Source organism: Cohnella phaseoli (assembly GCF_003386235.1).
Classification (GTDB): domain Bacteria; phylum Bacillota; class Bacilli; order Paenibacillales; family Paenibacillaceae; genus Cohnella; species Cohnella phaseoli.
Genome location: NZ_QRDZ01000028.1, coordinates 1 through 24471, shown reverse-complemented (window position 1 = coordinate 24471; position 24471 = coordinate 1). Strand labels below are relative to the sequence as shown.

Sequence of the window (24471 nt, the reverse complement as noted above, 5' to 3'; positions counted from 1 at the left end):
CCCCTCCATTCTTTAAGTAAAAATCAATTTTACTTTACCGGTAAACCTATACTATCACAGCATGTTAGCGATTACAATCCCTTTTTCTTTGAAAAATCTTCAAAAATCGATATGAAAATTAAGGAAAAAAGGATTGTTCAGCGGAATTGTTTGTAGTATTTTAAATACATCTTTACCGGTAAAATTAATTGAGGAGGAATTACATTGACCAACACCCCAATTCGGGCGACTTTCCTCGTTATGGTAATGACCGTTTTGCTTTTGTCGAGTTTCCAGATGCCGAAGATGGCTTCTGCTGCTGTCAGCACTGTCTATTCCAACAGCGGCGGAACAATAACATTGTCCAACACGTTAATCGAATTAAAATGGAAAACAACAAACGGTACGCTGATCGGACTTAAGAACAAAACTAGCGGTACGCAGCATTTGGGCGGTGCGTTGGCCGGCAACTGGACGTTATTCGCGAATACGACGACGGCCAACAAGTGGAACGCCTCGCTGGGAACGATGTTCAAGGGACGCGACGCCGATCTCAGCAGCGTTAACGCTACCACTTTAACTAACGGCATACGAGTCGATCTGGCCTTCCACGGGGTCGGCGGAAAAAACATATCCGTTATTCAGCACGTTACCGTCTACGACAACGATCCTGTTTCGCATTGGACAACGGAGGTGGTCAACAACGAACCGAACTCCACCGTCACGGCGGTAGTCACTCCTCAGCTCACTGGAGTGCAAGCGCTTTCCGGAGAGTCGCTAATGTGGCCCTATAAAGAAGGGGAGATTTTCAGCAATCCCGGCACGTTCCTGCGCATGATGCAATATCCCGTCCCTGCTTCTATGCAGTGGATGAATCTGTACAATAACAATGAGGGCTTATATTATGCGGTGCTTGACACGACCGCTGCCTATAAGGAGTTCCGCTTCGGCTACGATGCCGGATTAGACCCTTCGGCCGGCTCGCCCAGACAGATGTCCGCCACCGTATGGCCGTTCGCCGAGACGAACGACAGCTATATTTCTCCGCAGGTCGACATTGGCGTAGCGAGCGAAGGCGGCTGGTATTGGGGCGCCGATCGCTATCGGGATTGGCTGATCAATACCGCTCAATGGGAGAAGGGCAAGCCGACCAAAGCCATGGAGCTGGACGCATGGTATATGGGCAATGTCAAAGCGTATAACGGTTCGATTAACCTGAATTACAGCGATTTGCCCGGTTATATTCAGAATGTCGATTCCAAGGGCATTCATAATCTGGAGGTAACGGGATGGCATGTCGACGGCTTTGACAGCTATTATCCCGATTATTACACCCTGTCGGCGGCCGGCGGGGATACCGGACTAGAGGATGCGGTCGCCGACATTCATGCCAACGGGGACAACATCTTCTTCTACATTAACAATCACATCGCGGATATCGGCAGCGACTGGTACGCCAGCAATGCCGGCGTATCGAATTTGCAGAAGGTGGACGGCACCTATTTCCCTGAGAGCTACGGGAATGGAAGAAGCTTTTATGCGATGTCGCCCCATTCCTCGGCATGGATTAACCAATTGAAGGATCGAGCCAACTTCTTGCGCGATATTGGCGCAGACGGCATCTGGTGGGATCAGATGGCGGAGATGGACGCTGTACTGGATTACAATTCCGCAGCAGGCCATTCTTCGCCAGCTACCTCCTTCTCGGAGGGATACAAGGAAATGATGGATGCGATCCATTGGGATTTCAGCAGCCACGGCACGAATACGAATTATGTGTTTGCGATGGAGGGGGTAAGCGATTACTACAGTTATTTTGTAGATTTGAACGGAATGATGTGGGGCAGAAGCCTCGGATACGTCCCGCAGCAGGCTCCTCAGGTGACGCGTTATACCATTCCGGCGAAGTTTCTCGGATTGCCGACGGCAGGCAAAGCCAAGGGCAGTCTCGACGAATACGCTTGGGCGTTCACGATGGGCAATCCGCTGCTTGTCGACACGGTGACGCCGAATGCGAATGTGTTCCCGCGCTATACCGATATTTACAAGAGCGAGCCGACCATTTATTTTTACGGTACGTACAAAGACGAGCGGGGACTATCGCTGTCTAACTCAAATATCAAGGGGACAACAATTGTAGGTGAAAATCAGGACAGGCTGGGCATTCAACTGCGTAATTTAAGCTCTGTCTCCCAGACGGTCACCGTGACGTTGGATTACGCCAAGCTCGGACTGGCGGGCAGTACGGTGGGCTCGGTCGTCAACATCGAAGGCGGAGCCGCCGTTGCCTACACGACGGGCGCCAACTCTGTATCCTTGACGATCACGATTCCGGCGAATGATGTAAAAGCTCTTAAGATATCGTTCTGACAAGTGAAAGGGGCTGTCCCATAAGCCAAGCAGCTTAAGATGATCGATAAAAAAAGAAGGGGTATGTACCTCCTGTAGAAGCCTCATACGCTCCTGAAATCACCTTGTCACGGGTTTCCCCATTCAGATTTCGGGAGCGTATAGCATCGGAAGGAGGTACATACCCCTTTTTACATTTCGTATCGATTATCTTTCACAGCAACTTGTAGCGCTTATGGGACAGTCCCTTATCGTATTCATTTGCTACTGTTGCGCGATGAATCCGTCAATGCCGCAGCGGATTCCCGGATAACCAACTCGGGCTTAAGGCGGATTTTCACATATTCCGATTGTGGTAGGATTCCTTCTATTTTGTCCAGCAAGACTTGACATGCCTTTCTGCCCATCTCCTGAATCGGAGTGGCTACCGTCGTTAACGGAGGGTCGATCACGGAGCCCAGATAGACGCCTTCATAACCGACGACGGAGATATCGTCGGGGATGGTCAGCCCGAGTCTCTTGACTGCAATGTAGATGAAGGAGGCCAGAATGTCGTTGCAGGCGAACAAGGCTGTCGGGCGATTCGGACCTGTCAGAATGTCGATAAACGTCCGGTTGTTCTCCAGAATCTCGGACGCGACAAATTCGTTGGAAGAGAACAGATTGAAGGAGATCAGATTGTTTTCCTTGTAAGGAAGCTCCCGGTCGCGAAGCGCTTGAATATACCCCATTCTGCGTTCTTTGACCTCGGACGATTGCTCCAGATAGCTGTCGTAGACGAAAGCGATGTCCTTGTGCCCCAGATCGATCAAATATTCCGTCATGGCGTACGCGCCGTTGTAGTCGTCGCACACGACGTAGTCGCTGTCCAGAGTTTCGAAATATTTGGTGTACAGCACGAACGGCACGCCTTGCTTCTGAAGGGCGGCATAGGTTGAGGGCTCGCCGCAATGAAAAATGAGAAAGCCTTCCGTCTGCATGCGAGTAAACTTCTCTATCATTGCTCGTTCCAGCTCCAAATCGCGTTCCAACGGTACCATAGACACGATATATCCCCGCTTTAAGGCATAGGGAATAACGCCTTTGACAAATTGGTGCTGGTAATCGTCGTGCAGGAATCCGCCGATCATAATGGTCAGATTGTACGACTTTCCGTGAATCAGACCTTTGGCCATATGGTTCGGCGTATAGTCGAGTTCTGCTGCAATTTGCCTGATTTTCTGCTGCATGGCTGCGCTAATGGATGAATCCGCCCGCAAGGCTAACGATACGGTCATCTTCGAAACCCCGGCAACCTTCGCTATATCAGTGAGTGTCACACGCTTCTTAATGGATAACGCCCCCGAACTTTATCGGTAAATTCCTCTTGTAAGTAATAGTATATCCAAACTTGACTCTAACGTCTAATCGGATCTCCGATGACGCAAAATACAAACTAACGAAGAGCGGAATCGGTCCTGCCTCCGCTTTTCAAAAACTCTTCACCTGTGGTATGAATAGTACATTCGGAGGTGCGCTATGAAGCTGCGGGTAAGCGGAAAAGCCAAAATTTACGTATATCAGAAGATCGTCATCATTTTTATCGTGTTCATGGTTCCTCTAATTATTTTGAACATATGGATCAATTACAGGGGGATGTCCTTTTCGAAAAATACGATTTTGGATTCCGCCACCGCGAGCGCAGCCTTCTACGCCAAGCAGTTGGACAAGGAGATGTATTTCGTTCGCAACCAGCAGCTGCGCTTGTTAAACGAACAGGAGCTTCAGAAGCTAAGCTTCCGTGGAGGCAAGCTGGGCGAGTACGAGGAGGTCGAGCTGATCGAGCAGGTGAGAGCCAGCTTGATGCCGATTGCGGGCACGAGCGAATACGTCGTCAATGCAGGGGTGTATGTAGAATCCATCGGCAAAACGATCTCGGGCGCAAGCGGCATAACGAATGTTCCAAATCCCGAGTACGAGCTGATCTCCCAGTTGCTGAAGCAATCGCCCAAGCCGTCCTTTTATCAAGCGGGCGAGCGGCTTTTCTTTATCGAAACCGAGAACAACGCGGGAATCTGGTCTTATATCGAAATTTCCAAAACGAAGCTGGCCGAGGAGCTGCGCGAGATTGCGTTCCTGTACCGGGAATCGGTAGTGTTTCTAGGCAGCCCCGAATTGGGCAGCGTGCTGTCTACGGCGCAGGACGACCGGCCCGACGAGCTGGAGCCCCTGTTGATCCCGGGCGAGCCCGTCGTCGGAGACGACAGCCCCGAAGTACGCAAGGTGGACGGCACGAGATATTTCATCACGCATCAGCCGGTCAGTTCGTTAAAGCTGTCGCTGACGATGTACGTGAACGAGAACGAATTGACGCGGCCTCTTAGTCAATTCAACCTGTCGTTTTATATTTTGTTCGGCATCGTCGCGCTTGTGCTGGTACTGTATGCTTTTTCGATCAACGTGATGATTCACCGGCCGCTGTCCAATCTGGTTAAAGCTTTTCGAATGATCGAGACGGACAATTTGAACCTGGTCATCGAATCCAAGACCAAGGACGAATTCCACTATCTGTTCCAGAGCTTCAACCGCATGGTAACCCGTCTCAAGCGTTCGATCGAGGACAACTACGAGAAGAAGATTGCCCTGCAGCGCTCGGAGCTGAAGCAGCTCCAATCGCAGATCAATCCGCATTTTCTGTATAATAGCTTCTTCAATATCTACATGCTGTGCAAGGTTAACGACGCCGAGAGCGCAGCGGAACTGTCCCAAAGGCTTGGGAGCTATTATCAATACATTACGAGGAGCGGCTCGGACGAGGTGCTGTTGGAGAAGGAGTATCGGCACGCTCTCGATTATTGCGAAATCCAGTGCATCCGGTTTTCCAACCGTATTTCCTACGATTACGAGGAGATTCCGGATTCGTTAAAGGGCGTTCACGTTCCGAGACTCATCATTCAGCCTATTGTGGAGAATGTATTCGATCATGCCTTCGAAGACGGGGCGGACGACGGAATGGTGTTGATCGGAGTTGCGCACGAGGACGAATGCGTAAAGATCATTGTGGAGGATAACGGTGGATTGCTGACGGACGAGGGGTTGGAGCAGTTGCAGGATCGCTTGGTCAGAAAATCCGGACAGAAAGAGACGACAGGCCTGATTAACGTGCATAACCGTCTGGAGCTTAAATACGGCGCAGGCAGCGGGCTGTTCCTGTCTCGCAGCTCTTACGGTGGATTAAGGGCCGAGTTGGTCATCAAATTGAGCGGAAAAGGGGATTAAACGATTATGTATCGGATGTTGATCGTAGACGACGAGCCGATTATCGTAAACGGATTAATGCAATTATTCCAAGGCAATCCGGAGTTTGAGCTGGATCTGTGCAAAGCCTACTCTGCCGCCGAAGCGCTGGAAATCGCCAAGAGAACGAAGCTGGACATCCTGGTCAGCGATATACGCATGCCGGGCAAAACCGGCCTGCAACTGGTCGACGACATCATTTATTACTGGCCGACTTGCCGGATTATTTTCCTGACCGGCTACAGCGAGTTCGAATACGTCTACCAAGCGCTGCGCAAAAATGTAGACAACTATATTCTGAAAACGGAAGGCATGGACCCGATCTTCGAGGCTGTCAAGCAGGCGATCCGCAAGCTGGAGGAGGAGAACCGGCAGCGGCTGGAGCAGGAAAGGGCGCAGCTTCATTTGCACCTGGCGGAGCCGTATTTGAAGCAGGAAATGATGACGGAGCTGCTGAAGGGAGAGCCGCTTCCCTCGCTTATAGCCGACGAGCGTTACGCCGACCTGAGCTTTACCATTTCCGCGGATCGCCCGGCGTATCTTGTCGCCGGGTGGGTCGAACGCGCCGAGCCGCCCAAGCGCAAGACGCTGCAGGCGGTGCAGCGCATTTTCGGACAGCTGCTTCCGACGTCGCTCGCCTGCGAGCAGACGATCTGCGAGGAGGAAGCTCAGGTATGGCTGCTGCAGCCGGACGCGGAGCTGTCGGCCAGATTCGGCGACACTGTTGGAGGCGGGGATGCCGGCGAAGGAGTCGTTGCGTATTTGAAGGGCATACTGGAGCAGGTGCAGAACGAATGCGAAGCGGCTTTGGACACCTCCGTCATATTCGGCATTTCCGGCAACGTAGCCGAAAGCTGGGAGACGGCGCATTCACGGCTGGAAGCGATGCTTGCGGGCATTCGCGACCGTGCTCGACTCGGCCATCCGCTAGCCATTATCGATTTCGGCAAAGCGGGGGCGCTTCTCTGGGAAGGCATGGGGTCGGGCGAGGACAAAGAGCCGGAGGAGCAGAGGGGCTGGCTGATCGAGCAGGTCCACCGGTATGTGCAGGACAATCTGAGCGGCGACTTGTCGCTGACGACGATCGCGGGCGAGGTTCATTTTAACCCGTCCTATCTTTCCCGATACTACAAGCAGGCGACGGGCCGCAATTTGCTCGATTACATTCAATCGATCCGATTAAACGCAGCCATCGACCTGATGCTGAATACTTCTTTAAAGCTCAACGACATTGCCGTACGCACCGGTTTCGATTCCAACTCTTACTTCACGACCTTTTTCAAAAAGATGACGGGAATGTCTCCGATGCAGTATCGAAATTCGCATAGGTAAAAAATCTGAAACGATTGTAAACGATTCAAAATTGCGAGCGTTTTCCCGCGAGGCCTATAATGAATTCAAGGAGCTCCTAAGACAGGCAAACGATCATATAGGGGGAAGCTTGCAAATGAAATGGCATAAATCCTGGAGTGTAATCGTCTCGTTGTCCCTTGTGCTTTCCGTGACAGCGGCATGTTCGAGCAAAGACGGCAACAAAGAAGGAGCGTCTTCGTCCCCGTCCTCATCGGCGTCCGTAGCCCCTTCGGCTTCCTCGGAAAGCGGCGAAGCGAGCGCGGAGACAACCAAGCCCGAGCCGCTCGGCAAATATCCGGAGACGGTGACGGTGACCGAGGTGATCGGCTACAATCCGCCGGAAGATCCAAGAACGCCTTCCGGAATGACGCCTGATCAGAACAAATATCTCGTAGACTTGAAAGAAATGACGAACATCGAAGTGAAGTTCAAATGGATGGTGCCGAACAACCAGTACGAGCAGAAGTTCTCGTTAGCTCTCGCATCGGGAGATCTGCCGGACATCATGGAACTCGACCAGAAAAACTTCGAGAAGCTGAAAAACCAAAACATGCTGGGAGATTTGACGGAAGCGTACGAGCAATACGCCTCCCCGGATCTGCGGAAGTATATGGAGTCGGACGGCGGCTTCGCCATGAAGACGTTCAGCTCCGACGGCAAGCAGCTGGCGATTCCGGCTTTCGAGGACCCGTTCCTCTCCACGCAGTTGCTGTGGATTCGCAAAGACTGGCTCGACACGCTGGGCATGCAGCCTCCGACTACGATGGCAGAGCTTGACAAGGTTGCCGAAGCATTCGTTACGCAAGACCCGGACCGCAATAACAAGAATGATACTTACGGCGTCTCTCTCCAGAAGGAATTGTTTTTCTGGGGCTTCGATCTTAGAGGTTTCTTCAACGGCTTCGGAGCGTATCCGTCCGTTGGCGACAAGCAGTCCGCCTGGATCAAGGGCAGCGACGGCAAACTGGCTCCCGGCCTGATTCAGCCGGAAATGAAAGCCGGATTGGAAATGCTGCAATCGTGGTATAAGCGCGGCATTATTAACAAGGAGTTTGCGCTGAAGGACGAAAACAAAGCTGTCGAGGATATCGTTGGAGGCAAGGTGGGCATCTCTTACGGAGAATGGTGGTACCCGAACTGGCCGCTTAACTCCCACATGGATAAGGATCCGAAGGCGGAATGGATCGCGCTGCAAATTCCGGGTCTGGACGGACCGGGCAAATCGCTTGTGCCGAAGCTTCGCGCCGGCAAAGTGTTCGCGGTGAGCAAAGATATGAAGCATCCTGAAGCCGCCATCAAAATGCTGAACTTCTACATCGAGATGGGCTACAAGAAGTACAAGGACGACGAGAAGGCTGCCAAAGGCTACGTCTACAACTGGTTTAATCCGCGGATCTATAACCCGGCCGATATCGACAACATCTATACAGAGGTCAACAAGGCGCTGGATGCGGGTCAAACCGAGATTACGCTGGAAGACGAGAACTTCAGCAACGTCGACTCCGTCTTCCGCGCGACGAAGGAATACTTGGCCAAAGATACTTCCCGTCAATCCCTGGGCATCAGTTGGGGACAATATTACAGCCGCGCAGCTAAAGACGGAGGCTGGGGCACAACGAAGAAGGTCAAGGAAAGCAATCAATTCGTCAACAACGAATTCTACGGTCTGCCTACGGAGACGATCGTCAGCAAGGGCGGTCAGCTCGACAAGCTGATGCAGGAGTCGTTCACGAAGATCATCATGGGCGCATCGCTTGACGAGTTCGATAAGTTCGTGGCCAGCTGGAAATCGCTCGGCGGCGACAAGATTATCGAAGAAGTTAACGCATGGTACGATACGCAAGCAGTGAAATAAACCGCACGAGGAGGCGGGAGGCGGAGTCGGACAATCGACCGAACCTCCCGCTTTTCAATAGGAGAGAACGGAGGGGCATCTGTGAAAAAGCTAAAAAGAAATTTTCCGTTGCATTTCATGCTGTGGCCGGGAGTCTTCTTTACGATCATCTACGCTTACGGCCCGATGGCGGGTCTGGTTATGGCTTTCCAGGAGTTCGAGCCGCTGTCCGGTTTCTTTAAGTCGAAGTTTATCGGTCTCGACAACTTCAAATACGTGTTTCAGCTTCCGGACTTTAATCAAGTGCTGTGGAATACAGTGCTGATCGCGGTCTGCAAAATGATTTTGTTTCTGCTTGTTCCTCTAGTTCTGGCATTGCTGCTTAACGAGGTAACGAAAAGCTGGTTTTCGCGATTTGTGCAATCTGCGGTTTTCCTGCCGTTTTTCCTGTCGTGGACCGTGCTTGGCGGCGTTGTGATCGAGCTGTTTTCCTTGAACGGCCCGGTGAACGCGCTAGTATCGTCGCTAGGCTTGGAACCGATTATGTTTATGCTCGACAACAGTTGGTTCAGAACGATTATTATCGGTTCGGATGTATGGAAGGGCATGGGCTACAACATGATCATCATGCTCGCCGCCATTACCGGCATTAACGCCACGCTGTACGAGGCGGCCGAGGTGGATGGCGCGGGGAAATGGAAGCAGATGATCCATATTACGCTGCCGGGCATAGCGCCGATGATCATTGTGCTTGCCGTATTGGGACTTGGAGGCGTATTGAACGCCGGCTTTGAACAAATTTTGATTATGTATAATCCGACCGTTTACGAAGGCTCGGACATTATCGATACATTCGTTTATCGCTTGGGTATTTTCAGTCAGCAATTCGGTCCTGCTGCGGCTGTCGGTCTGTTCAAGTCCGTCATTTCGCTTGCGCTAGTTTCGGTAACCTACTATGCAGCCTACAAATACAACAACTACCGAATCTTCTAGATGAAGGCCCAAAAGCCCAATTTTGATCACGATAGTCCACAACATCAGTATGGAGGTGAGTCGGCTATGCGAGGCCAGATCTCATTGAGCAGAAAGCTGTTTACTACATTTAACGCGTTGTTTTTGACCGGAGTCACCCTGCTCGGCATTGTTCCGTTTCTGCACTTGCTGTCGATTTCCTTAAGCTCGAATACGGCGGCAATGGCGGGAGAGGTCAAGCTATGGCCGGTCGGCTTTTCTTGGGACGCTTATATCTATTTGGGGGAAAAGGTTGAATTTTTCCGTGCGTTATGGGTTTCTCTGGAGCGAGTCGCTCTCGGGACGGTCGTCAACATGCTGCTCGTGTTTCTGACCGCCTATCCTCTGGCCAAATCGAACGAGCAGTTCGGTTCCAGAACGGTGTACGTCTGGTTCTTTGCCGTCACGATGTTCTTCGGCGGGGGGCTGATTCCAACCTTTATGGTTGTCAAAAATACCGGCCTGATCGATTCGATCTGGGCGCTGATTCTTCCCGGAGCGCTGAGCGTATGGAACGTTATCCTGATGCTGAACTTCTTCCGGTCGATTCCGAAGGAGCTGGAGGAAGCGGCGACGATCGACGGAGCGGGACATTGGACCATTCTATGGAGGGTTTTCCTTCCCGTATCGCTGCCTTCGATCGCGACCATCGGCTTGTTCACGATTGTCGGGCACTGGAATTCCTGGTTCGACGGCATTCTCTACTTGAACTCGCCGGATAAGTATCCGCTGCAGACGTACTTGTCCACTCTGATCATGTCCATGAATTCCATGATGACCTCGGTATCCGTAGAGCAGCTTAAGGTGCTGGAAAATCTCAGCGAGAAAACGCTGAAAACGGCGCAGATCTTTATGGGCGCGCTGCCGATTATGCTTGTTTATCCGTTCCTGCAGAAATACTTTGTTCGCGGCATGACGGTCGGCAGCGTTAAAGAATAAACGGACGGTCCGCAATGGGGAGGAGCTCGGGGATGAAGAAAATAACGGTGGCTTTGATCGGAGCGGGACAACGGGGCTTTAACTACGCGGAGTATGCGCTGCAAAATCCGTACGAGATGCAGATCGCGGCGGTGGCGGAGCCAACGGCCGCGCGGAGAGAGGCGTTCCGGGAGCGTCACCGACTGCCGGAGGACCGGGTCTTCGCGCATTGGGACGAGCTGTTTGCCGGGCCGAAGCTGGCCGATGCCGTGATGATTTGCACGCAGGATCAGCAGCATTTCGAGCCTACAATGAAGGCGCTTGAAGCAGGCTATCACGTACTGCTGGAGAAGCCGATGTCGTCCAGCCCCGAGGAATGCCTCGCGATGGGCGACATGGCCGCTCGAATGAATCGCGTATTCTCCATCTGTCATGTGCTGCGGTACACGAACTTTTTCTCCACGATTAAAGGGCTGCTTGATCAAGGAAAGATCGGGAAGCTGATGTCCATTACGCACAACGAGAACGTCGGCTATTGGCATCAGGCGCACAGCTTCGTGCGCGGCAATTGGCGGCGCAAGGACGAATCCAGTCCGATGATTCTGGCCAAAAGCTGTCACGATCTGGACATCCTGCTATGGCTGGCCGGGGCGGACTGCACGCGGGTATCCTCCTTCGGCTCCCTGGCTCACTTTACGTCCGAGAATGCGCCGGAAGGAGCGCCTCTGCGGTGTCTGGACGGTTGTCCGGCCTCCGAAGAGTGTCTCTATTACGCGCCTAAGCTGTACCTGACGGACAATACCGACTGGCCGACTTCGGCGATCAGCGACGATATCAGCTATGAAGCCCGATACAAAGCGTTGCAGGAAGGGCCTTACGGTCGATGCGTGTATCGCTGCGATAACGATGTCGTCGATCATCAGGTGGTGAATCTCGAGTTTGACAATGCCGTTACGGTGGCGTTCACGATGAGCGCGTTTACGAGAGAGATTAGCCGTACGATCAAGCTGATGGGGACGAAGGGGGAAATTCGCGGAGCGATGGAGAAGAACGAGATCGAAATTTTGCATTTCGGCAGCGGCAAAACGGAGCGAATCGTCTTCGAGGATCGCGGCGGCCATGTCGGTCATGGCGGCGGAGACTGGGGCTTAATGCGCGATTTTCTGCGGCTGGTGCAGGCGGATGGCGGTCAGCAGGGCTTAACGTCGGCCGATCGTTCGGTACAAAGCCATATGATCGCGTTTGCGGCGGAGCAATCCCGGGTAGCCGGGAAGACTTTGGAGTTGGCGGAGTTCGTGCGAGGGCTGCGGTCATGCTCCGCAGGGTGATTCGTCGGCCGTTATGGGGAGGAATCGCCGTGCTGATTGCGGCATCCGGAATTGCGATGGCGGCTGCTCACGCATGGGACAGACCGTCGGAAGAAGGCAAGATCGTTGCATGGGTGGACGGAGCGCCCGTACACAGGGGCGAGTTCGAACGCGCTCTGCGGGCGAACAAGTCACGCGTGGTAGACGAGTATTACGTCAAATATGGCGCCGAACAGACGACGGAGTTCTGGACGACGGCCTACGGAGGGGAGACTCCCTCCGAGGCTATCCGCAGATTAGCTTTGGAAGACAGCGTGAAGCTCAAAGTGACGCAGAAGATTGCGCAGGAGCAAGGCATTCTGACAGACATTAGCTATTCCGGATTCCTGCGGGAGCTGGAGCTGGAAAACCGGAGAAGGCAGGAGGCTGTCGCCGAAGGCAAGGTCGTATACGGTCCTGTTCGCTATAGCGAAGAGGTTTATTTGGAATATGCGATGAGCAATGCAATCCGGGAAGTCAAGAGCCGATTGCTGGAGCGAGAGTGGAAGCCGGACGAACGGGTGCTGCGGCAGTTTTACGAGGCAAATAAGATAGAGCTGTATGCGGTGCGAGAAGCAGTGAAGTTCAGCCAACTGTCTGTCGCTTTCCTGAACGCGAATCAGGAGACGGACGAGACGCTTAAACGACAGGCCCAGGAGCGTATGGACGAAGCTTTGGCTTTGGCCGTCGCCGGAACCGATTTCGCGGGAATTGCGGACAGACTGGGGGCCGAGGTGCGGCTGGAGGAGCGAAGCGTCAACGAGGGCAATATCAGAATGAATTTGCGGAGTCCCGTCGCCCAAGCTGCGAGTCATCTGGCTCCCGGAGAAATTAGCGGCGTCATCGAAGAAAACGGACGTTTGTATGTGCTGCAGCGTCTGGTTGAGCAAGGGAAGGGCTCTGAGTTCGCCGACTTTGCGGAGATCAAGGAGCAGGTGTTGATGGATTATGCGAATTCCAGGTACGCGGATTACGTCCAAAATCGGGTGTCCGCCGCCGAGGTCATTATAAATGAAGCGAATGATGAAATCTTGTGGAGGTAAGCCGTTCCTGCATCGCTTGTTGTAAGCGCTTTAACCAAGGGCCCGGTTGGAGCATTACATATATTCAAGGAGAGGGATGATCGCTTGAGCAGAGGGATTCACAAAAGACTGGGGGCTTTAATGGTAGTTGCAAGTATGATTTGCAGCTTTGTCGGCATCGCTCCGACAGAGGCGGAGGCTTCCGGAGTCGTCTATTACGTAGACAACCTTGGAGGAAGCGACAGCAATGACGGCAGTAGTCCGGGATCGGCATGGCAGTCGTTGGACAAAGTCAATGCCACGACGTTCGCGCCCGGCGATCAAATTTTGTTTAAGGCGGACGGCACCTGGAACGGCAGACTGTGGCCGAAAGGCTCGGGAGCGTTCGGAAGTCCGATTGTCATCGACATGTACGGCTCGGGAAGCAAGCCTCTGATTGCGGGCGTCACGTCCGAGCTGGAAGCCGTCTATTTGAAAAACCAGGAGTACTGGGAGATCAACAACCTGGAGATTACGAACCGTTCGACGCTGCCCTTCGACCGCAATTGGCAGAATCCGCGGGGCCAGCGCAGAGGCGTCTACATTCTGAATGAAGAGGCCGGCATTCTTAACCACATTCAACTGAAAAACTTGAACATTCACGATGTGGACGGCGCCTACACGACACGCTCGGGCGGCATTATTTTCGATTCGGTCGGCTCGGTCACTCCAAGCGCCTTTAATGGAATATGGATTGACGGCAACGTCCTGACCGACGTCGACGCTTACGGCATTTATATCGGCTCTAACTGCATTCTGCGTTACGGCATGAGCGATTTGTGGCCGTGGGTGCCGAAGCCGTATGGGCCATGGACGCCTTCAACGGATGTGAAAATCTCCAACAATACCGTGATCAGAGCGGCAACAGGCGGCATCGCTTGGAACGTGACCGACGGAGCGATCGTGGAGCATAACACCGTTCAGCAGGCGACTTATCTGGCTACGAACGCTTCGATCTGGTGGGCATACGCCGACAACAATCTCGTGCAGTTCAACGAGTCGTTCGAGAGCGTAAACGGCGAGGAGGACGGCCACGGCTTCGACGTGGATGCGGGGAATATCGGCTCCGTCGTCCAATATAATTACAGCCATAACAACGCCGGAGGATTTATGCTATTCGTGAACGATACGTACTACACGGTCGATACGGTCGTTCGGTACAACATCAGCCAGAACGACAGGAAGAGTATTTTCCGCTACAGCGGCTCGATCAAAAATGTCACCAATCACAACAATACCGTCTATGTCGGAGCCGCATCGGGCAATCCGGTCATGAGCGACTATTTTACCAAAACCTCGGGGTCTCCGACGAACATTCGCAACTACAACAACGCCTACTACAGCGTCGGGGACAAGGGCTGGAACCTGACCGGCCAAATGTTCGATTATAATGCGTACTTCGGCGGGAAGACGCTGGTCCCCTCCGACCCGCACAAGGTCACGGCCAATCCGAACTTCGTCAGCCCCGGAAGCGGCGGCAACGGCATGAACACGGTGGACGGCTACAAGCTGCAAGCGGGTTCTCCGCTGATCGGCGCAGGGATTCCGATTGCCGACCACGGAGGCCGCGACTATTACGGCAACGCGCTGTACAATGGCGATCCCGACATCGGCGCTCACGAATACGAGGGCACGGTGCCTCCTTCTACCAATAAGGCAGCAGTTCCGTATCCGCAGATTCCGCAATCGCCGACGGGCGATCTGGCTCCGCGTGCCGCGGTCAGCACGACGTTCGCCTCCTTGAACGGAACGACGGCCGTTATCGACAACATTAACGACCGTTTCTACGAATACGCGTGGTCGAGCAATCAGTCGCCGACGTTCCCGAACTACATTACGCTCGATTTCGGAGCGGAAGCGGTGACGGCCGATACGCTGAGAATCAACACAAGGTTCGGTCAAGGACAGGGCATTACGAACTTCGATCTGGAGGCGTTCGACGGCTCGTCATGGGTGCCGATCCAGACCAATATAGCGCTGAGTTGGAGCTCCAACACTAGCGACGACGAGATTAAGTCGGTCGGCTTCGCGGAGACGACATTCTCCAAGCTCAGGCTGAAGGTGAACAACGGCAACCGCCAATGGGGCAATATCGCGGTGAACGAGCTGGAGCTGTTCAAGTCGCCGATCGCCGCGCCGGTTAACGCCGCGCAGGGAGCAGCGGCAAGCACGACGTTCCCGACGGGCAGCGCCGGCGCGATCTCCACGATCAGCGACGGCAAAACTTCCACGTCGTGGGCCAGCGGAACCTCGATTGCATTCCCGCAGTATGTTTCGCTTGATTTCGGAGGCAGCTTCGTCACGACGAGCAGAATCAGTCTGTTCACCCATTTCGGCATCGGCCAGGGACTTACGAACGTCGACGTCGAATATTACAACGGCTCCGCATGGACGACAGCATCGTCAAACGTGCCGATTACCTGGTCGCTAAATAACAGTACGGTGGAGGAACGGGTTATCTCGTTCAACCCGGTTACCGCCAGTGCGATCCGCTTAAAGGTGAACAACGGCAACCGTCAATGGGGCAATATTGCGATAAACGAGCTGAAGGTTTGGTCGGATTGACGGAATGTTAGCAGGCGCCCAAACGGGGCTGTCCCAAAAAGCGGCTTGAAGCGCTTAGGGCGTGTATGCAAACCCGCTCAGAGGTTTCTTTCACCAAATCTACGATCCTCGGAGTATGCATACGCGCCTTAGGGAACAGCCCCGTTTTGCTTACATTTTGATCGAGCCGCTAGCTATCCCTTCTACGAAATTTCGCATCAATAGGGAGAACAAGAGCAGCAGAGGGATGGAGGCGAGCAGGTATGCGGCCATCATTCCTCCGTAATCGCTCAGGCCGTAATTACCTGCGGCTGCTTCGAAGGAGACAAGCGCCATCGTCACCGTCTGATGGGAGCGATTCAGCAGCAGCGAAGGCAGCAAGTAGTCGTTCCATAGGCCGGTAATATTGATAATCGCGACAGTTGTGCAGATGGGAACGGACAACGGCAGCACAATCGTCGAGAAAATCCGGATATTCCCGGCTCCGTCAATGCGAGCGGCTTCGAAGAGCTCGTCGGGCATTTGCTCGAAGAAGGTTTTCAGAACGAAGATACTGAAGGCTTGGCCCCCTGCGATATAAGGCAGGATCAGCGCCCAATAGCTGTCGGAGAGGCCGAGCTTCTTGATTTGCAGGTAAAGCGGGATCAGCGTGAGAAAGCCGGGAATGAGCAGCAGCCCGAATACGAGCAGGAACAGCGTGTTTTGAAGCGGAAAACGCAGTCTGGAAAACGCGTAAGCGCTCATAGCGGCGAATACCACGATCGCTGCGACGCTCATGGCGATAATGAGAGCGGAGTTCAGAATCGGCTCGCTGATTTTAGCCCAGGCGGTCGAGTAATTGCTCCACAGAAACTCTTGCGGAAAGTTCAAAGTGCTGGAAGCGAACGCGATCGGCGACTTGAAGGAATTTTCGAACATAAAATAGATCGGAAGCAGGTTAAACAGCAGCAGCGCCAGCAAACACCATTGTCCCGCGCCAGGCAGCCGGAAGGTACGCATAGGTGAGACCTCCTCTGGATCAGGATTCGGATTTGATGAGCTTCATGTTGATAAGCGTAAGCAGCAAAATCACGGCGAACATGACAAGCGCGATAGCCATGCCGTAGCCGAATTCTCCGTTCACGGTGGACACGTTGTACATATGAAGAATCGGGACGTAGGTGGAGTATCCGGGACCGCCGTTCGTCATGATCAGCGGAGGAATAATGTTCTGCAAGCTCCCGATCAACGTCAGAATAACGATTAGCCGCAATTGCGGGGCGGACAGCGGAATGTCGATCAACCGCACCCGTTTCCAGCCGATAGCGCCTTCCAGTTTGGCAGCTTCGATAACCTCGGAAGAAATGCTCTGCAACCCGGAATAGAAAATAAGCAGATTAAACGCGCTGATCCAGGGAAAGCCCATCAGAATGATGGAATACAGGGCGATATTAGGATCACCCAGCCAAAGCTGCTTGAGGGAGCCGAGTCCAACGATGTCCAACAGTTGATTTAATGCGCCGTCCCCTTGATACAGAAATCGCCATAGCAAAATAGTGACAATGCCGGGGATAACGATCGGTACGACGAACAGGGTTCGGTAGATGTACTGGGCACGCTCTTTTTTGAGGTGGAAGATCAGCTCCGCCACGAAGAAGGGCGGAACGATCGCCAGCACGATAGACAGAGCGATCCAGATCAAGGCATTGACGACCGATTGCCGCAGCACTTCGTCGCTGAACATCCGGGTGAAATTGTCCAAGCCGATATAGTTCGGCGCGTTAAAGCCGTCCCAATCGGTGAATGCGCCGTTCAGCGCCTGATAGACCGGGTAGTACATGAACCAGATCAGGAAGACGAAGGTAGGGAGAATAAAGCCGTACCCGGTAAGCGCGCTCTTGATTTTGGCTTTGCCGGCCATCGGATGATCATCCTTTCTCGATAGGGAGAATGAAAGGGGGGAGTCGCTTCGAGGCAGCGGCTCCCCCTTCTTTAATGCGATTCGCGGCCAGCTCTAGTATTGACTGAAGTCGACATTGTTTTTGGACTGGTATTCCTTGATCGCCGTATCGAGCTCTTTCTGTACATCGGCCTTCGCTTTGTCGAAATCGATATTGCCGCTCAAGTACAGGCCGAAGATGCGTTGTATATTTTTGCCCAGGTTCGGGGAAGATCCGCCTACGCCGAGCGCCTTCAGCTTGTTCGAAGCCTGGTTGGCGAGTTCGATCATGCTTTCGGCGGGTTTCGTATCCGGCCAGGTCGGGACGAAGGTGCCGTGCTCGTTGACGATTTTCTCTACGTTGGCCGGCGTTCCCAGGAATTGCAGCCAATCGATAACAGCCGCTTGCTTGCCTGTCTCCTTCATGGTTGCATTCGCCTCTTTGGTGGAGACGGCGAACTGGAAGGCGGCGTTCGGACCGCCGACCGCTCCCGACACGTCTTCTCCGGTCGTGTACAGAGTGTCCGCCGTCGTAAGCACGGGGAAGTTAAACGAGCCTAGCCCGAATGTGACTTTGGCGTCCTTGGCGTTCTCGGGCAACCAGCTGCCGTCGTAGAAAATGGCGGTTTTCCCGGCGAGGAAATCGTTCCTCGCGTTGCTGCCGACAACCCCGGGATCGGACGACAGGTAATCGGGCTTCCAATTGTCGGTTAACGACTTGAACAGCGGCCACCAACCCATAAAGCGCTCGTCGGAAGTATTCAGCATCCCTTTCACAATGGCTATGCTCTGATCAAGCGACGATACGCCCGGGCTCTCGTCGAAGGCGGAGATCGACTCGTACTCTTTAGAGAAGAAGTCCGACAGGAAGTGGCGCTGGAACCAGTCGTAATCTGGAGCCTGAGACATGGCCGTAATGCCTGCCGCCTTCAATTGCTGCGTGGCGGAGATCAGCTCCGACCAGCTAGTCGGCGCTTGCGCGATGCCGGCCTGCTCGAACAAATCTTTATTGTAGAAAAAGGCGGTCGCGACGTAGTCCCCGTTAATGTTATAGCTCTTGCTGTCAGGGGAGCGCGTCTCGCTGATGACGGTCGTATTCATCGCTTCCGCCCAGGTCGCTTTGTCTGGAATGTAAGGGTTCGGCTTGTTGAAGTACTCCGTCAAATCCTCTGCGATGCCTTTCGGAAACGTATTGTTTAGTTCGGCCCATTGTCCCCAGAACACGTCGAACATTTCTCCGGCCGCCGCCTTGACCCGAACTGTCTGCGTATAATCCTTGAACTCTTCGTCGACGAATTCGATTTTAATGCCGGGATGTGCGGCTTCGTACTCGTCGGCCACCTCGCGAAGTTTCGTCTGATTTTTCAAGCCGGCGATGTTTTTGGAGTTGGGCGTGTACACTTGAGCGTACATCGTAATGGTCCCCTGCCATCCGGAGTTTGTACTTGCGCTTGGATTGGCGGAAGAGGTGCCTGCCGCCGATTCCGAAGGAGCTCCGTCGGAGTTGTTGCCGCTGCAGCCGCCGAGAAGAAGTCCGGTTCCGAGCAGTATTGCGGGAAGTTTTTTGGCGTTCATGGTGAAGCTCATTGAAATCCCCCCAAATCATTTTTGTAAGCGTATTCCTCGGTTCTGTTTTATCTTAAGTCACGAATGTCGGAGTCAATAGGGGGGCAGATTTTACATTCGGATGAATTTCTTTACTTTGGCGACTTGGCTCTGACGGTTCAGCGGGAGTGCGCTCTTTTATACTCCGACGGGGAATAGCACGTATATTCCTTGAACACCCGGCAGAAATGCTTGATGTCGGCATATCCGACCCGCTCGCTGATCTCCTGCAGGCTGTGCGAGCTTTGCAAGAGAAGGGACCGGGCTTTCTCGATCCGGCATTCCTTCAGGAACGCGACGAAGTTCTGACCGGTTTCGAACTTGAACCAGCGGCTGAAATAGCTGGCGTTCATACCGAAGCGATCCGCTACCGACTGCAGGCTGACGCCGTCGGCTAAATCCTGCGAGACGTGCTGTTTGACCTTCTCGATCAACGGCGTATTGGGGGCGCTGCGTTCCTGACGGATGGTTCGGCATACATCCCGAACCAGCTCGCCGATTCTGGACATGAGGGAAGAGCGCACAGCGATGCCCTCCAATTCATGAAGCCACTCTTCAAGCGTTTTGCCGCTAATTTGGCGCATATCCAGATCCATTATTTTCAATTGAGCGCCGACTCGCAGAATATAATGGGTGATTAAACGCTTCAGCTCTGCGGGCATCAAGGGCTCGGAGAAGGCAAACTTGTCGATTGCCGAGAAGGCGGCTTGTTCATTGCCTAGCAGCAGCTGTTCAAGCGAACCATCCAGGTGTTCCAGCTCCGAGGCCGATATCTTCCTATCTACGGGCAGCGCGGGCAAGGATAGAATCTGTCCTCCTCCGCAGACCAGCCTGTAGGTGACGGCAAGAGAGGCGTCTTGGTAGGCCTGGGAGGCCTCGGCCAATGGATGAAAGCCGCTGAGCCCGATCGTGACCGTTCGTTTGAAGGTCCGGTCGATGTCCCGCTGCAGTCTGTTCGCCGATTCGCGAGCGCTTAGGGAAGCGGCAGCTTCTCCGGAAGTGTAGTTCAGCACAACTACTACTTGACCGATATGGTCTTGCAGCACATAGGCGGAGTTGCGCTCCGCATACCACTCCTGAACGAATTTCGTCAACGCGTACCGGAACAGTTCCACGTCGAAGGAGCTGTAAGCGTTGTTCTCGATCCAGTCGGGACTGATCGCCAGAAGAACGAGGGAGTCGCTGTCACGGTCGAGCGGGGGAGAGTAGCCGGCCTCGACGATAAACTGCGCCAGCTCGCGGTCGTCCTGTCCGAAGATGAATTGCTGGTAATATAGCTTTGTTGCAAGCGGGGCGACTTTCTGGACGGACTGCTGCAGGGAAAGAACGCGCGCTTCTTCGTTGCGCTCCTTCTCGATCATCGTCTCTACCTTTCGAAGCGTTTCTAGCAATTCTCCGCGATCCAGCGGCTTCGTAATAAACTCGGTGACGCCGCAGCTGATTGCCTGCTTCGCCAGTTGAAAATCCTGATATGCGGTGAGAAGAATGCGCCTAATGCGCGGAGCCCGCTCGGCAATCCGCTCGCAGCACTCGATTCCGTTCAGGCCCGGCATACGAAAATCGAGAATGACCAGATCCGGCTGCAGTCGCAAAATTTGCCGCAGTCCGGCCTCTCCATCCTCCGCTTCTCCTACCAATTCCCATTGCGGGGCGAAACGCTGCAATATTTTACGAAGACCTTGGCGAATGTAGGCTTCGTCATCCACGATTATGACGCGAAACATAAATGTTAACCTCGCTTTCGCTCTTAATTGGGGGGAGCAGCAAAACGATCTCTGTACCTTCTCCCGGACGGCTGTCGATGTGCATCGTGTAGGGGGAGCCGAAATACAATCCGATTCGGGCGAATACGTTTGCGAGACCGATGCTTTTCTCGTCTTGCGAGAGCCTCTGTTTGCCGTCGTCGAGGCTTTGTCGCAGGCGCAGCAGCCGTTCCGGCGACATGCCCAACCCGTCATCCGTTACGACGACCTTCACATGCGATTCCTCCCTGCCGATTGCGACGCTCAGCTTTCCTTTTCCCTGCTTCATCTCCAGCCCGTGGTAGAAGGCGTTCTCGACGAGCGGTTGAATAAGCAGCTTGGGAATATACCACTCCATCAGCTCTTCTTCCACGTCAATCGTCATATCGAATCGGGAAGCATAGCGATTATCTTGAATGTAAAAATAATTGTTGAGGTACTCTCTTTCCTCTCGAAAAGTATTGAAGTCGTTGCCTGCATGCAGCGACGTTTTGACCAGCTTGCCCAATGCAGTGATCATATCGACTGTAGCGTCGGCCTCATCGATCTCCGCCTTCATCTTGATCGTTTCCAATGTATTGAAGAGAAAATGAGGGTTGATTTGCGACTTGAGCGCCTGAAGCTCACTTTCCTGGCGAACGATTTCCGCCTGATACAGATTGCGAATCGTCTCGTCCAATCTGCGGCTCATCCGGATGAAGCTGCGAATCAACTGTCCGATTTCGTTGCGTGGCGGATTGTCGTATTGAATTTGAAAGTCTTCCGTTTCGACGCGTTTGATCAGCGAGATCAGCTTATAGATCGGTTTAGTAATTTGATAGGAAATGCCTGTGGAAACGATAAGTGCAAGCACGATGCAGACGACTCCGATCAAAATCATGGAGTTGCGCACCTGCATAATTCCGGATACGATCTGCGAAACCGGGACGTAACCGACAACCGTCCAACCCATTTTGCCCACGGGATGATGGACGACGATGTTTTTTTGGCTCCCCATACTGACGATTTGCCGATCTTGGCCATCCGAGGGCGGCTCGGCGATATGGGCCAGCAGTTGTTCGTTTACCGGATCGCCGGAATAGACGATCTGTCCATCCCGGTCGATCAGCAGGAAGGAGCCGTTCTTCTCGCGATTGACTCGACTCATGATTCTTTCGATGTCTTCCAACGTGAAATCGACCTGAAAGAAACCCGAAGTAATCAGAATAGTGGACGATTTATAAATTTTACGAATCAGGGAAAACACTTTTGGCGGAGGCGTGTTCTGAATCAAGTCGGTCGAGGCGGGCTGATGCAGGCTGAGATAGGTAACGATTTCATCCGAGCCGCTGAACGTTTCGAACCAAGGCAGCTTGCCGACTTCCAGGTCGGGAGGAAGATAACCGAGACTGTAGATGCGCTCTTGTCCGACTCCGGGCTTGCTGAAGTAGGAAATATTCTCGACGCTGCCTCTCTGGGACTGCCAGAAGCTGAAGTTTTTCTCGATTGTTTCTTTAACCTCGATGCTTAACAGGGGGTCCGCTCCTCTGTCGTCGGTCAGCGTGTCTTGAAAATCGCGGCCATAATAAGGCATCAGCGTAAATTGCTCCAGCTCGCGGATATACATCTCGATGTTCGAGGCCGTGCTGACGGCGACTTGCTGGGCAAAGTCGCTCACCTTTTTTTCCATAGCGTCGCTATACAGCCCGTAGGCTCCTAATCCAAGAACGGACATGGGCAGCACGATAAAAACCATATACGTTAGAATGAGCTTTTGCTTAAAGGTCAGAAATCGATTCATCGGCTCCATCCTTTTTCCGGTAGTGGCAATAGCAGCTGAATCTATCAGACAGGCAGATAGGTTCATTGTAACAGAACATGGCGGCGATGACAGCGGTTTCTCCCGGAGCTTCAGGCGATGGCTTCCGAGCCGGCGAAGCTATTTTGCAGGCTTTTGTATAACAAAATCGTGGTTTCCTCCTATAGAAAACCGTTTCGGCGCCTAATACAATTGGAATTGCAGGCTTCATTCGAACAACAATCAGAAGGGGAGAACGGGATGGAACGCGAAGAGAAGCTCGAGGCGAAGTTCGAAACAGCAAAGACTCCGGCTGTAGGTCAAAGCCGAGTGCTTACCAATGCCGACATCGAATCGTTGTGGGGGGGAATCGATCCGCTGTTTGCGCCTGATCGTGCCGTAGACGCCGTTCAAAGCGTCTTGCCGCAAGACGAATACGAGCGGTTGTTTCCTAATCGGATCGGGTCGGAGGGGTGGCACGAATTTTCCGTCCATTTGTCCCACTATAGAATAGATCAAACCGATTATTATTCCTACGCCAACTTGCTGGCTGCCGTGGCCGAGGTCGCCAACATCAAGTACAAGGTGGAGTACAGGCAGGACAATTCCGAAAGCAAGCGCATATTTCGATTGGACAAACAGGCCCGGACGGAAACGCTTATCTATCAAGCCGCCGATTTCTATTCTTCATCCGGCACGACGACGTCGATCGCGGCGATCGTATCTCAGACCGTCGATTTCGGCTCCTTTATTAAGGAAGGCTCCGATTTGCAGCGCAAGCGCGAGCTGGCAGCGTTCCTGGCGAATATTTCGCACGAAACGGGCGAAGGAACGGCGACGTCGTCGGGGGATCTGAGGGCATGGGGATTGTACTGGAATGAGGAGATCGCCTACAGGAACGCAACCGGATCCAAATATGTAGAGGAGAACGACCATTTCCCTCCGGTTCAGGGGAAATCCTATCACGGGCGCGGACCGATCCAACTGAGCTGGAACTACAATTACGGATTGATCAGCGCAATTATTTACGGCTCTAAGGATCCGCTGCTCCAACAGCCCGAATTGATTGTGGAAGACGGCAAGCTGGGCTTTATGACGGCTATTCTGTTCTGGATGACCCCCCAGTCGCCGAAGCCTTCGGCTCACGATGTGATGGTCGGCAACTGGACGCCTTCCGAAGCGAATAAGGCCAAGGGGCTAACGCCGGCGGGCTTCGGGATTACCATTATGATCATTAACGGCAATCTGGAGGGCAATCTGGACGAAAGCGATCGGCGCATCGCTCGCCGCGTAGCTTTCTATCGGGAGATCGCTGCGCAGATGGGAGTTTCAATCGAAGGCGAGAAAGTGAATACGTTGGGCATGCGGCCGTTCTGATTGGAAGGGGGGAGAAGCGCCGAAACCATGCGCACTACACGCGCCCCCCGCGGGCCATTATGGCACATTTTTGGCCTTCGCTCCGCGCTTGGTTGGCGTGGAGGCACTTTTATGGCCTTCGCCCGCGGCTGGAGTGGTGTGGAGGCACTTTTATGCACTAGTCATGCATCAAACCTGACATAATAGCCGAAGGGTGAGGCCTAATCCAATATTGTGATTTGGTTTCATATTTTTCCATTTGATTTTCTTCCCAGTAAGCCAAAAAATCAGAGCAGGAACAGGAGATGCGATTTTCCACAAAATTGGATATTCATTTATCTTTGCCTAACGTAGTATGACGCGCTGATTCTCCTCGACAAGCTTGACTCTATCCGTCTTCTG

At 53.3% G+C, this 24471-nt stretch carries 16 protein-coding genes; 10 read left to right on the top strand and 6 right to left on the bottom strand.

The annotated features are described in order from the left end of the window. The first annotated feature begins 204 nt into the window (after positions 1-204). A complete protein-coding gene (locus DFP98_RS27965) occupies positions 205-2349 on the top strand; it encodes a DUF6259 domain-containing protein (protein WP_116063937.1) in 2145 nt (714 codons plus the stop codon). Positions 2350-2585: 236 nt separating this feature from the next. Here DFP98_RS27965 and DFP98_RS27960 read toward each other — a convergent pair whose 3' ends face one another. After that, entirely contained in the window at positions 2586-3647 is a 1062-nt protein-coding gene (locus tag DFP98_RS27960) for a LacI family DNA-binding transcriptional regulator (protein ID WP_281275167.1), read from the bottom strand. A 199-nt stretch (positions 3648-3846) separates the two neighbouring features. On the opposite strand from DFP98_RS27960, the gene DFP98_RS27955 reads away from it, so the two are divergent. The 8 genes from DFP98_RS27955 (at position 3847) to DFP98_RS27920 (ending at position 15692) form a co-directional block, all read left to right on the top strand. After that, a complete protein-coding gene (locus tag DFP98_RS27955; protein WP_116063936.1) occupies positions 3847-5586 on the top strand; it encodes a sensor histidine kinase in 1740 nt (579 codons plus the stop codon). A 6-nt stretch (positions 5587-5592) separates the two neighbouring features. After that, positions 5593-6936 (top strand): response regulator transcription factor, encoded by a 1344-nt coding sequence (locus tag DFP98_RS27950; RefSeq protein WP_116063935.1) that lies wholly within the window; start codon positions 5593-5595, stop codon positions 6934-6936. Between the two features lie 115 nt (positions 6937-7051). Then, on the top strand, positions 7052-8812 hold the full coding sequence (locus tag DFP98_RS27945) for an extracellular solute-binding protein (protein ID WP_116063934.1): 1761 nt from the start codon (positions 7052-7054) through the stop codon (positions 8810-8812). Positions 8813-8929: 117 nt separating this feature from the next. Beyond that, positions 8930-9784 carry an ABC transporter permease gene (locus DFP98_RS27940; RefSeq protein WP_371822882.1) on the top strand — a complete coding sequence of 285 codons (855 nt, stop codon included), beginning with the start codon at positions 8930-8932 and terminating at the stop codon, positions 9782-9784. Between the two features lie 66 nt (positions 9785-9850). Then, positions 9851-10741: a carbohydrate ABC transporter permease gene (locus DFP98_RS27935; RefSeq protein WP_116063932.1), complete on the top strand. Its 891-nt coding sequence runs from the start codon at positions 9851-9853 to the stop codon at positions 10739-10741. A gap of 32 nt (positions 10742-10773) precedes the next feature. Then, positions 10774-12048: a Gfo/Idh/MocA family protein gene (locus DFP98_RS27930; protein ID WP_116063931.1), complete on the top strand. Its 1275-nt coding sequence runs from the start codon at positions 10774-10776 to the stop codon at positions 12046-12048. After that, positions 12033-13109, top strand: coding sequence for a peptidyl-prolyl cis-trans isomerase (locus DFP98_RS27925; protein WP_116063930.1), 1077 nt, complete (start codon positions 12033-12035; stop codon positions 13107-13109). The genes DFP98_RS27930 and DFP98_RS27925 overlap by 16 nt, the downstream gene beginning before the upstream one ends. A gap of 84 nt (positions 13110-13193) precedes the next feature. Further along, positions 13194-15692 (top strand): discoidin domain-containing protein, encoded by a 2499-nt coding sequence (locus DFP98_RS27920; protein WP_220377181.1) that lies wholly within the window; start codon positions 13194-13196, stop codon positions 15690-15692. A gap of 150 nt (positions 15693-15842) precedes the next feature. On the opposite strand, the gene DFP98_RS27915 is transcribed toward DFP98_RS27920, so the two are convergent. From DFP98_RS27915 to DFP98_RS27895, 5 genes are all read right to left on the bottom strand, one after another. Beyond that, on the bottom strand, positions 15843-16670 hold the full coding sequence (locus tag DFP98_RS27915; protein ID WP_116063929.1) for a carbohydrate ABC transporter permease: 828 nt from the start codon (positions 16668-16670) through the stop codon (positions 15843-15845). Positions 16671-16689: 19 nt separating this feature from the next. Further along, positions 16690-17571, bottom strand: coding sequence for a carbohydrate ABC transporter permease (locus tag DFP98_RS27910; protein ID WP_209074096.1), 882 nt, complete (start codon positions 17569-17571; stop codon positions 16690-16692). Between the two features lie 93 nt (positions 17572-17664). Beyond that, a complete protein-coding gene (locus tag DFP98_RS27905) occupies positions 17665-19176 on the bottom strand; it encodes an ABC transporter substrate-binding protein (protein ID WP_116063928.1) in 1512 nt (503 codons plus the stop codon). A gap of 137 nt (positions 19177-19313) precedes the next feature. Continuing rightward, complete coding sequence (locus tag DFP98_RS27900) at positions 19314-20918, bottom strand: response regulator transcription factor (protein ID WP_116063927.1); 1605 nt, start codon at positions 20916-20918, stop codon at positions 19314-19316. Beyond that, positions 20893-22716: a sensor histidine kinase gene (locus DFP98_RS27895; RefSeq protein WP_181917983.1), complete on the bottom strand. Its 1824-nt coding sequence runs from the start codon at positions 22714-22716 to the stop codon at positions 20893-20895. Before DFP98_RS27895 ends, DFP98_RS27900 begins: the two co-directional genes overlap by 26 nt. 258 nt (positions 22717-22974) lie before the next feature. Here DFP98_RS27895 and DFP98_RS27890 point away from each other — a divergent pair, with 258 nt between their 5' ends. Next, positions 22975-24090, top strand: coding sequence for a chitinase (locus DFP98_RS27890; protein ID WP_246016798.1), 1116 nt, complete (start codon positions 22975-22977; stop codon positions 24088-24090). Positions 24091-24471: the final 381 nt, after the last annotated feature.

What these genes read in the sequence shown, in the direction of transcription:
- DFP98_RS27950 (WP_116063935.1), top strand. Translation starts at nt 5,593, where the DNA reads ATGTATCGGATGTTGATCGTAGACGACGAGCCGATTATCGTAAACGGA.
- DFP98_RS27915 (WP_116063929.1), bottom strand. Translation starts at nt 16,670, where the DNA reads ATGCGTACCTTCCGGCTGCCTGGCGCGGGACAATGGTGTTTGCTGGCG.
- DFP98_RS27910 (WP_209074096.1), bottom strand. Translation starts at nt 17,571, where the DNA reads ATGGCCGGCAAAGCCAAAATCAAGAGCGCGCTTACCGGGTACGGCTTT.
- DFP98_RS27900 (WP_116063927.1), bottom strand. Translation starts at nt 20,918, where the DNA reads ATGTTTCGCGTCATAATCGTGGATGACGAAGCCTACATTCGCCAAGGT.
- DFP98_RS27905 (WP_116063928.1), bottom strand. Translation starts at nt 19,176, where the DNA reads ATGAGCTTCACCATGAACGCCAAAAAACTTCCCGCAATACTGCTCGGA.
- DFP98_RS27935 (WP_116063932.1), top strand. Translation starts at nt 9,851, where the DNA reads ATGCGAGGCCAGATCTCATTGAGCAGAAAGCTGTTTACTACATTTAAC.
- DFP98_RS27930 (WP_116063931.1), top strand. Translation starts at nt 10,774, where the DNA reads ATGAAGAAAATAACGGTGGCTTTGATCGGAGCGGGACAACGGGGCTTT.
- DFP98_RS27940 (WP_371822882.1), top strand. Translation starts at nt 8,930, where the DNA reads ATGCTGTGGCCGGGAGTCTTCTTTACGATCATCTACGCTTACGGCCCG.
- DFP98_RS27955 (WP_116063936.1), top strand. Translation starts at nt 3,847, where the DNA reads ATGAAGCTGCGGGTAAGCGGAAAAGCCAAAATTTACGTATATCAGAAG.
- DFP98_RS27895 (WP_181917983.1), bottom strand. Translation starts at nt 22,716, where the DNA reads ATGAATCGATTTCTGACCTTTAAGCAAAAGCTCATTCTAACGTATATG.
- DFP98_RS27890 (WP_246016798.1), top strand. Translation starts at nt 22,975, where the DNA reads ATGGAACGCGAAGAGAAGCTCGAGGCGAAGTTCGAAACAGCAAAGACT.
- DFP98_RS27925 (WP_116063930.1), top strand. Translation starts at nt 12,033, where the DNA reads ATGCTCCGCAGGGTGATTCGTCGGCCGTTATGGGGAGGAATCGCCGTG.
- DFP98_RS27945 (WP_116063934.1), top strand. Translation starts at nt 7,052, where the DNA reads ATGAAATGGCATAAATCCTGGAGTGTAATCGTCTCGTTGTCCCTTGTG.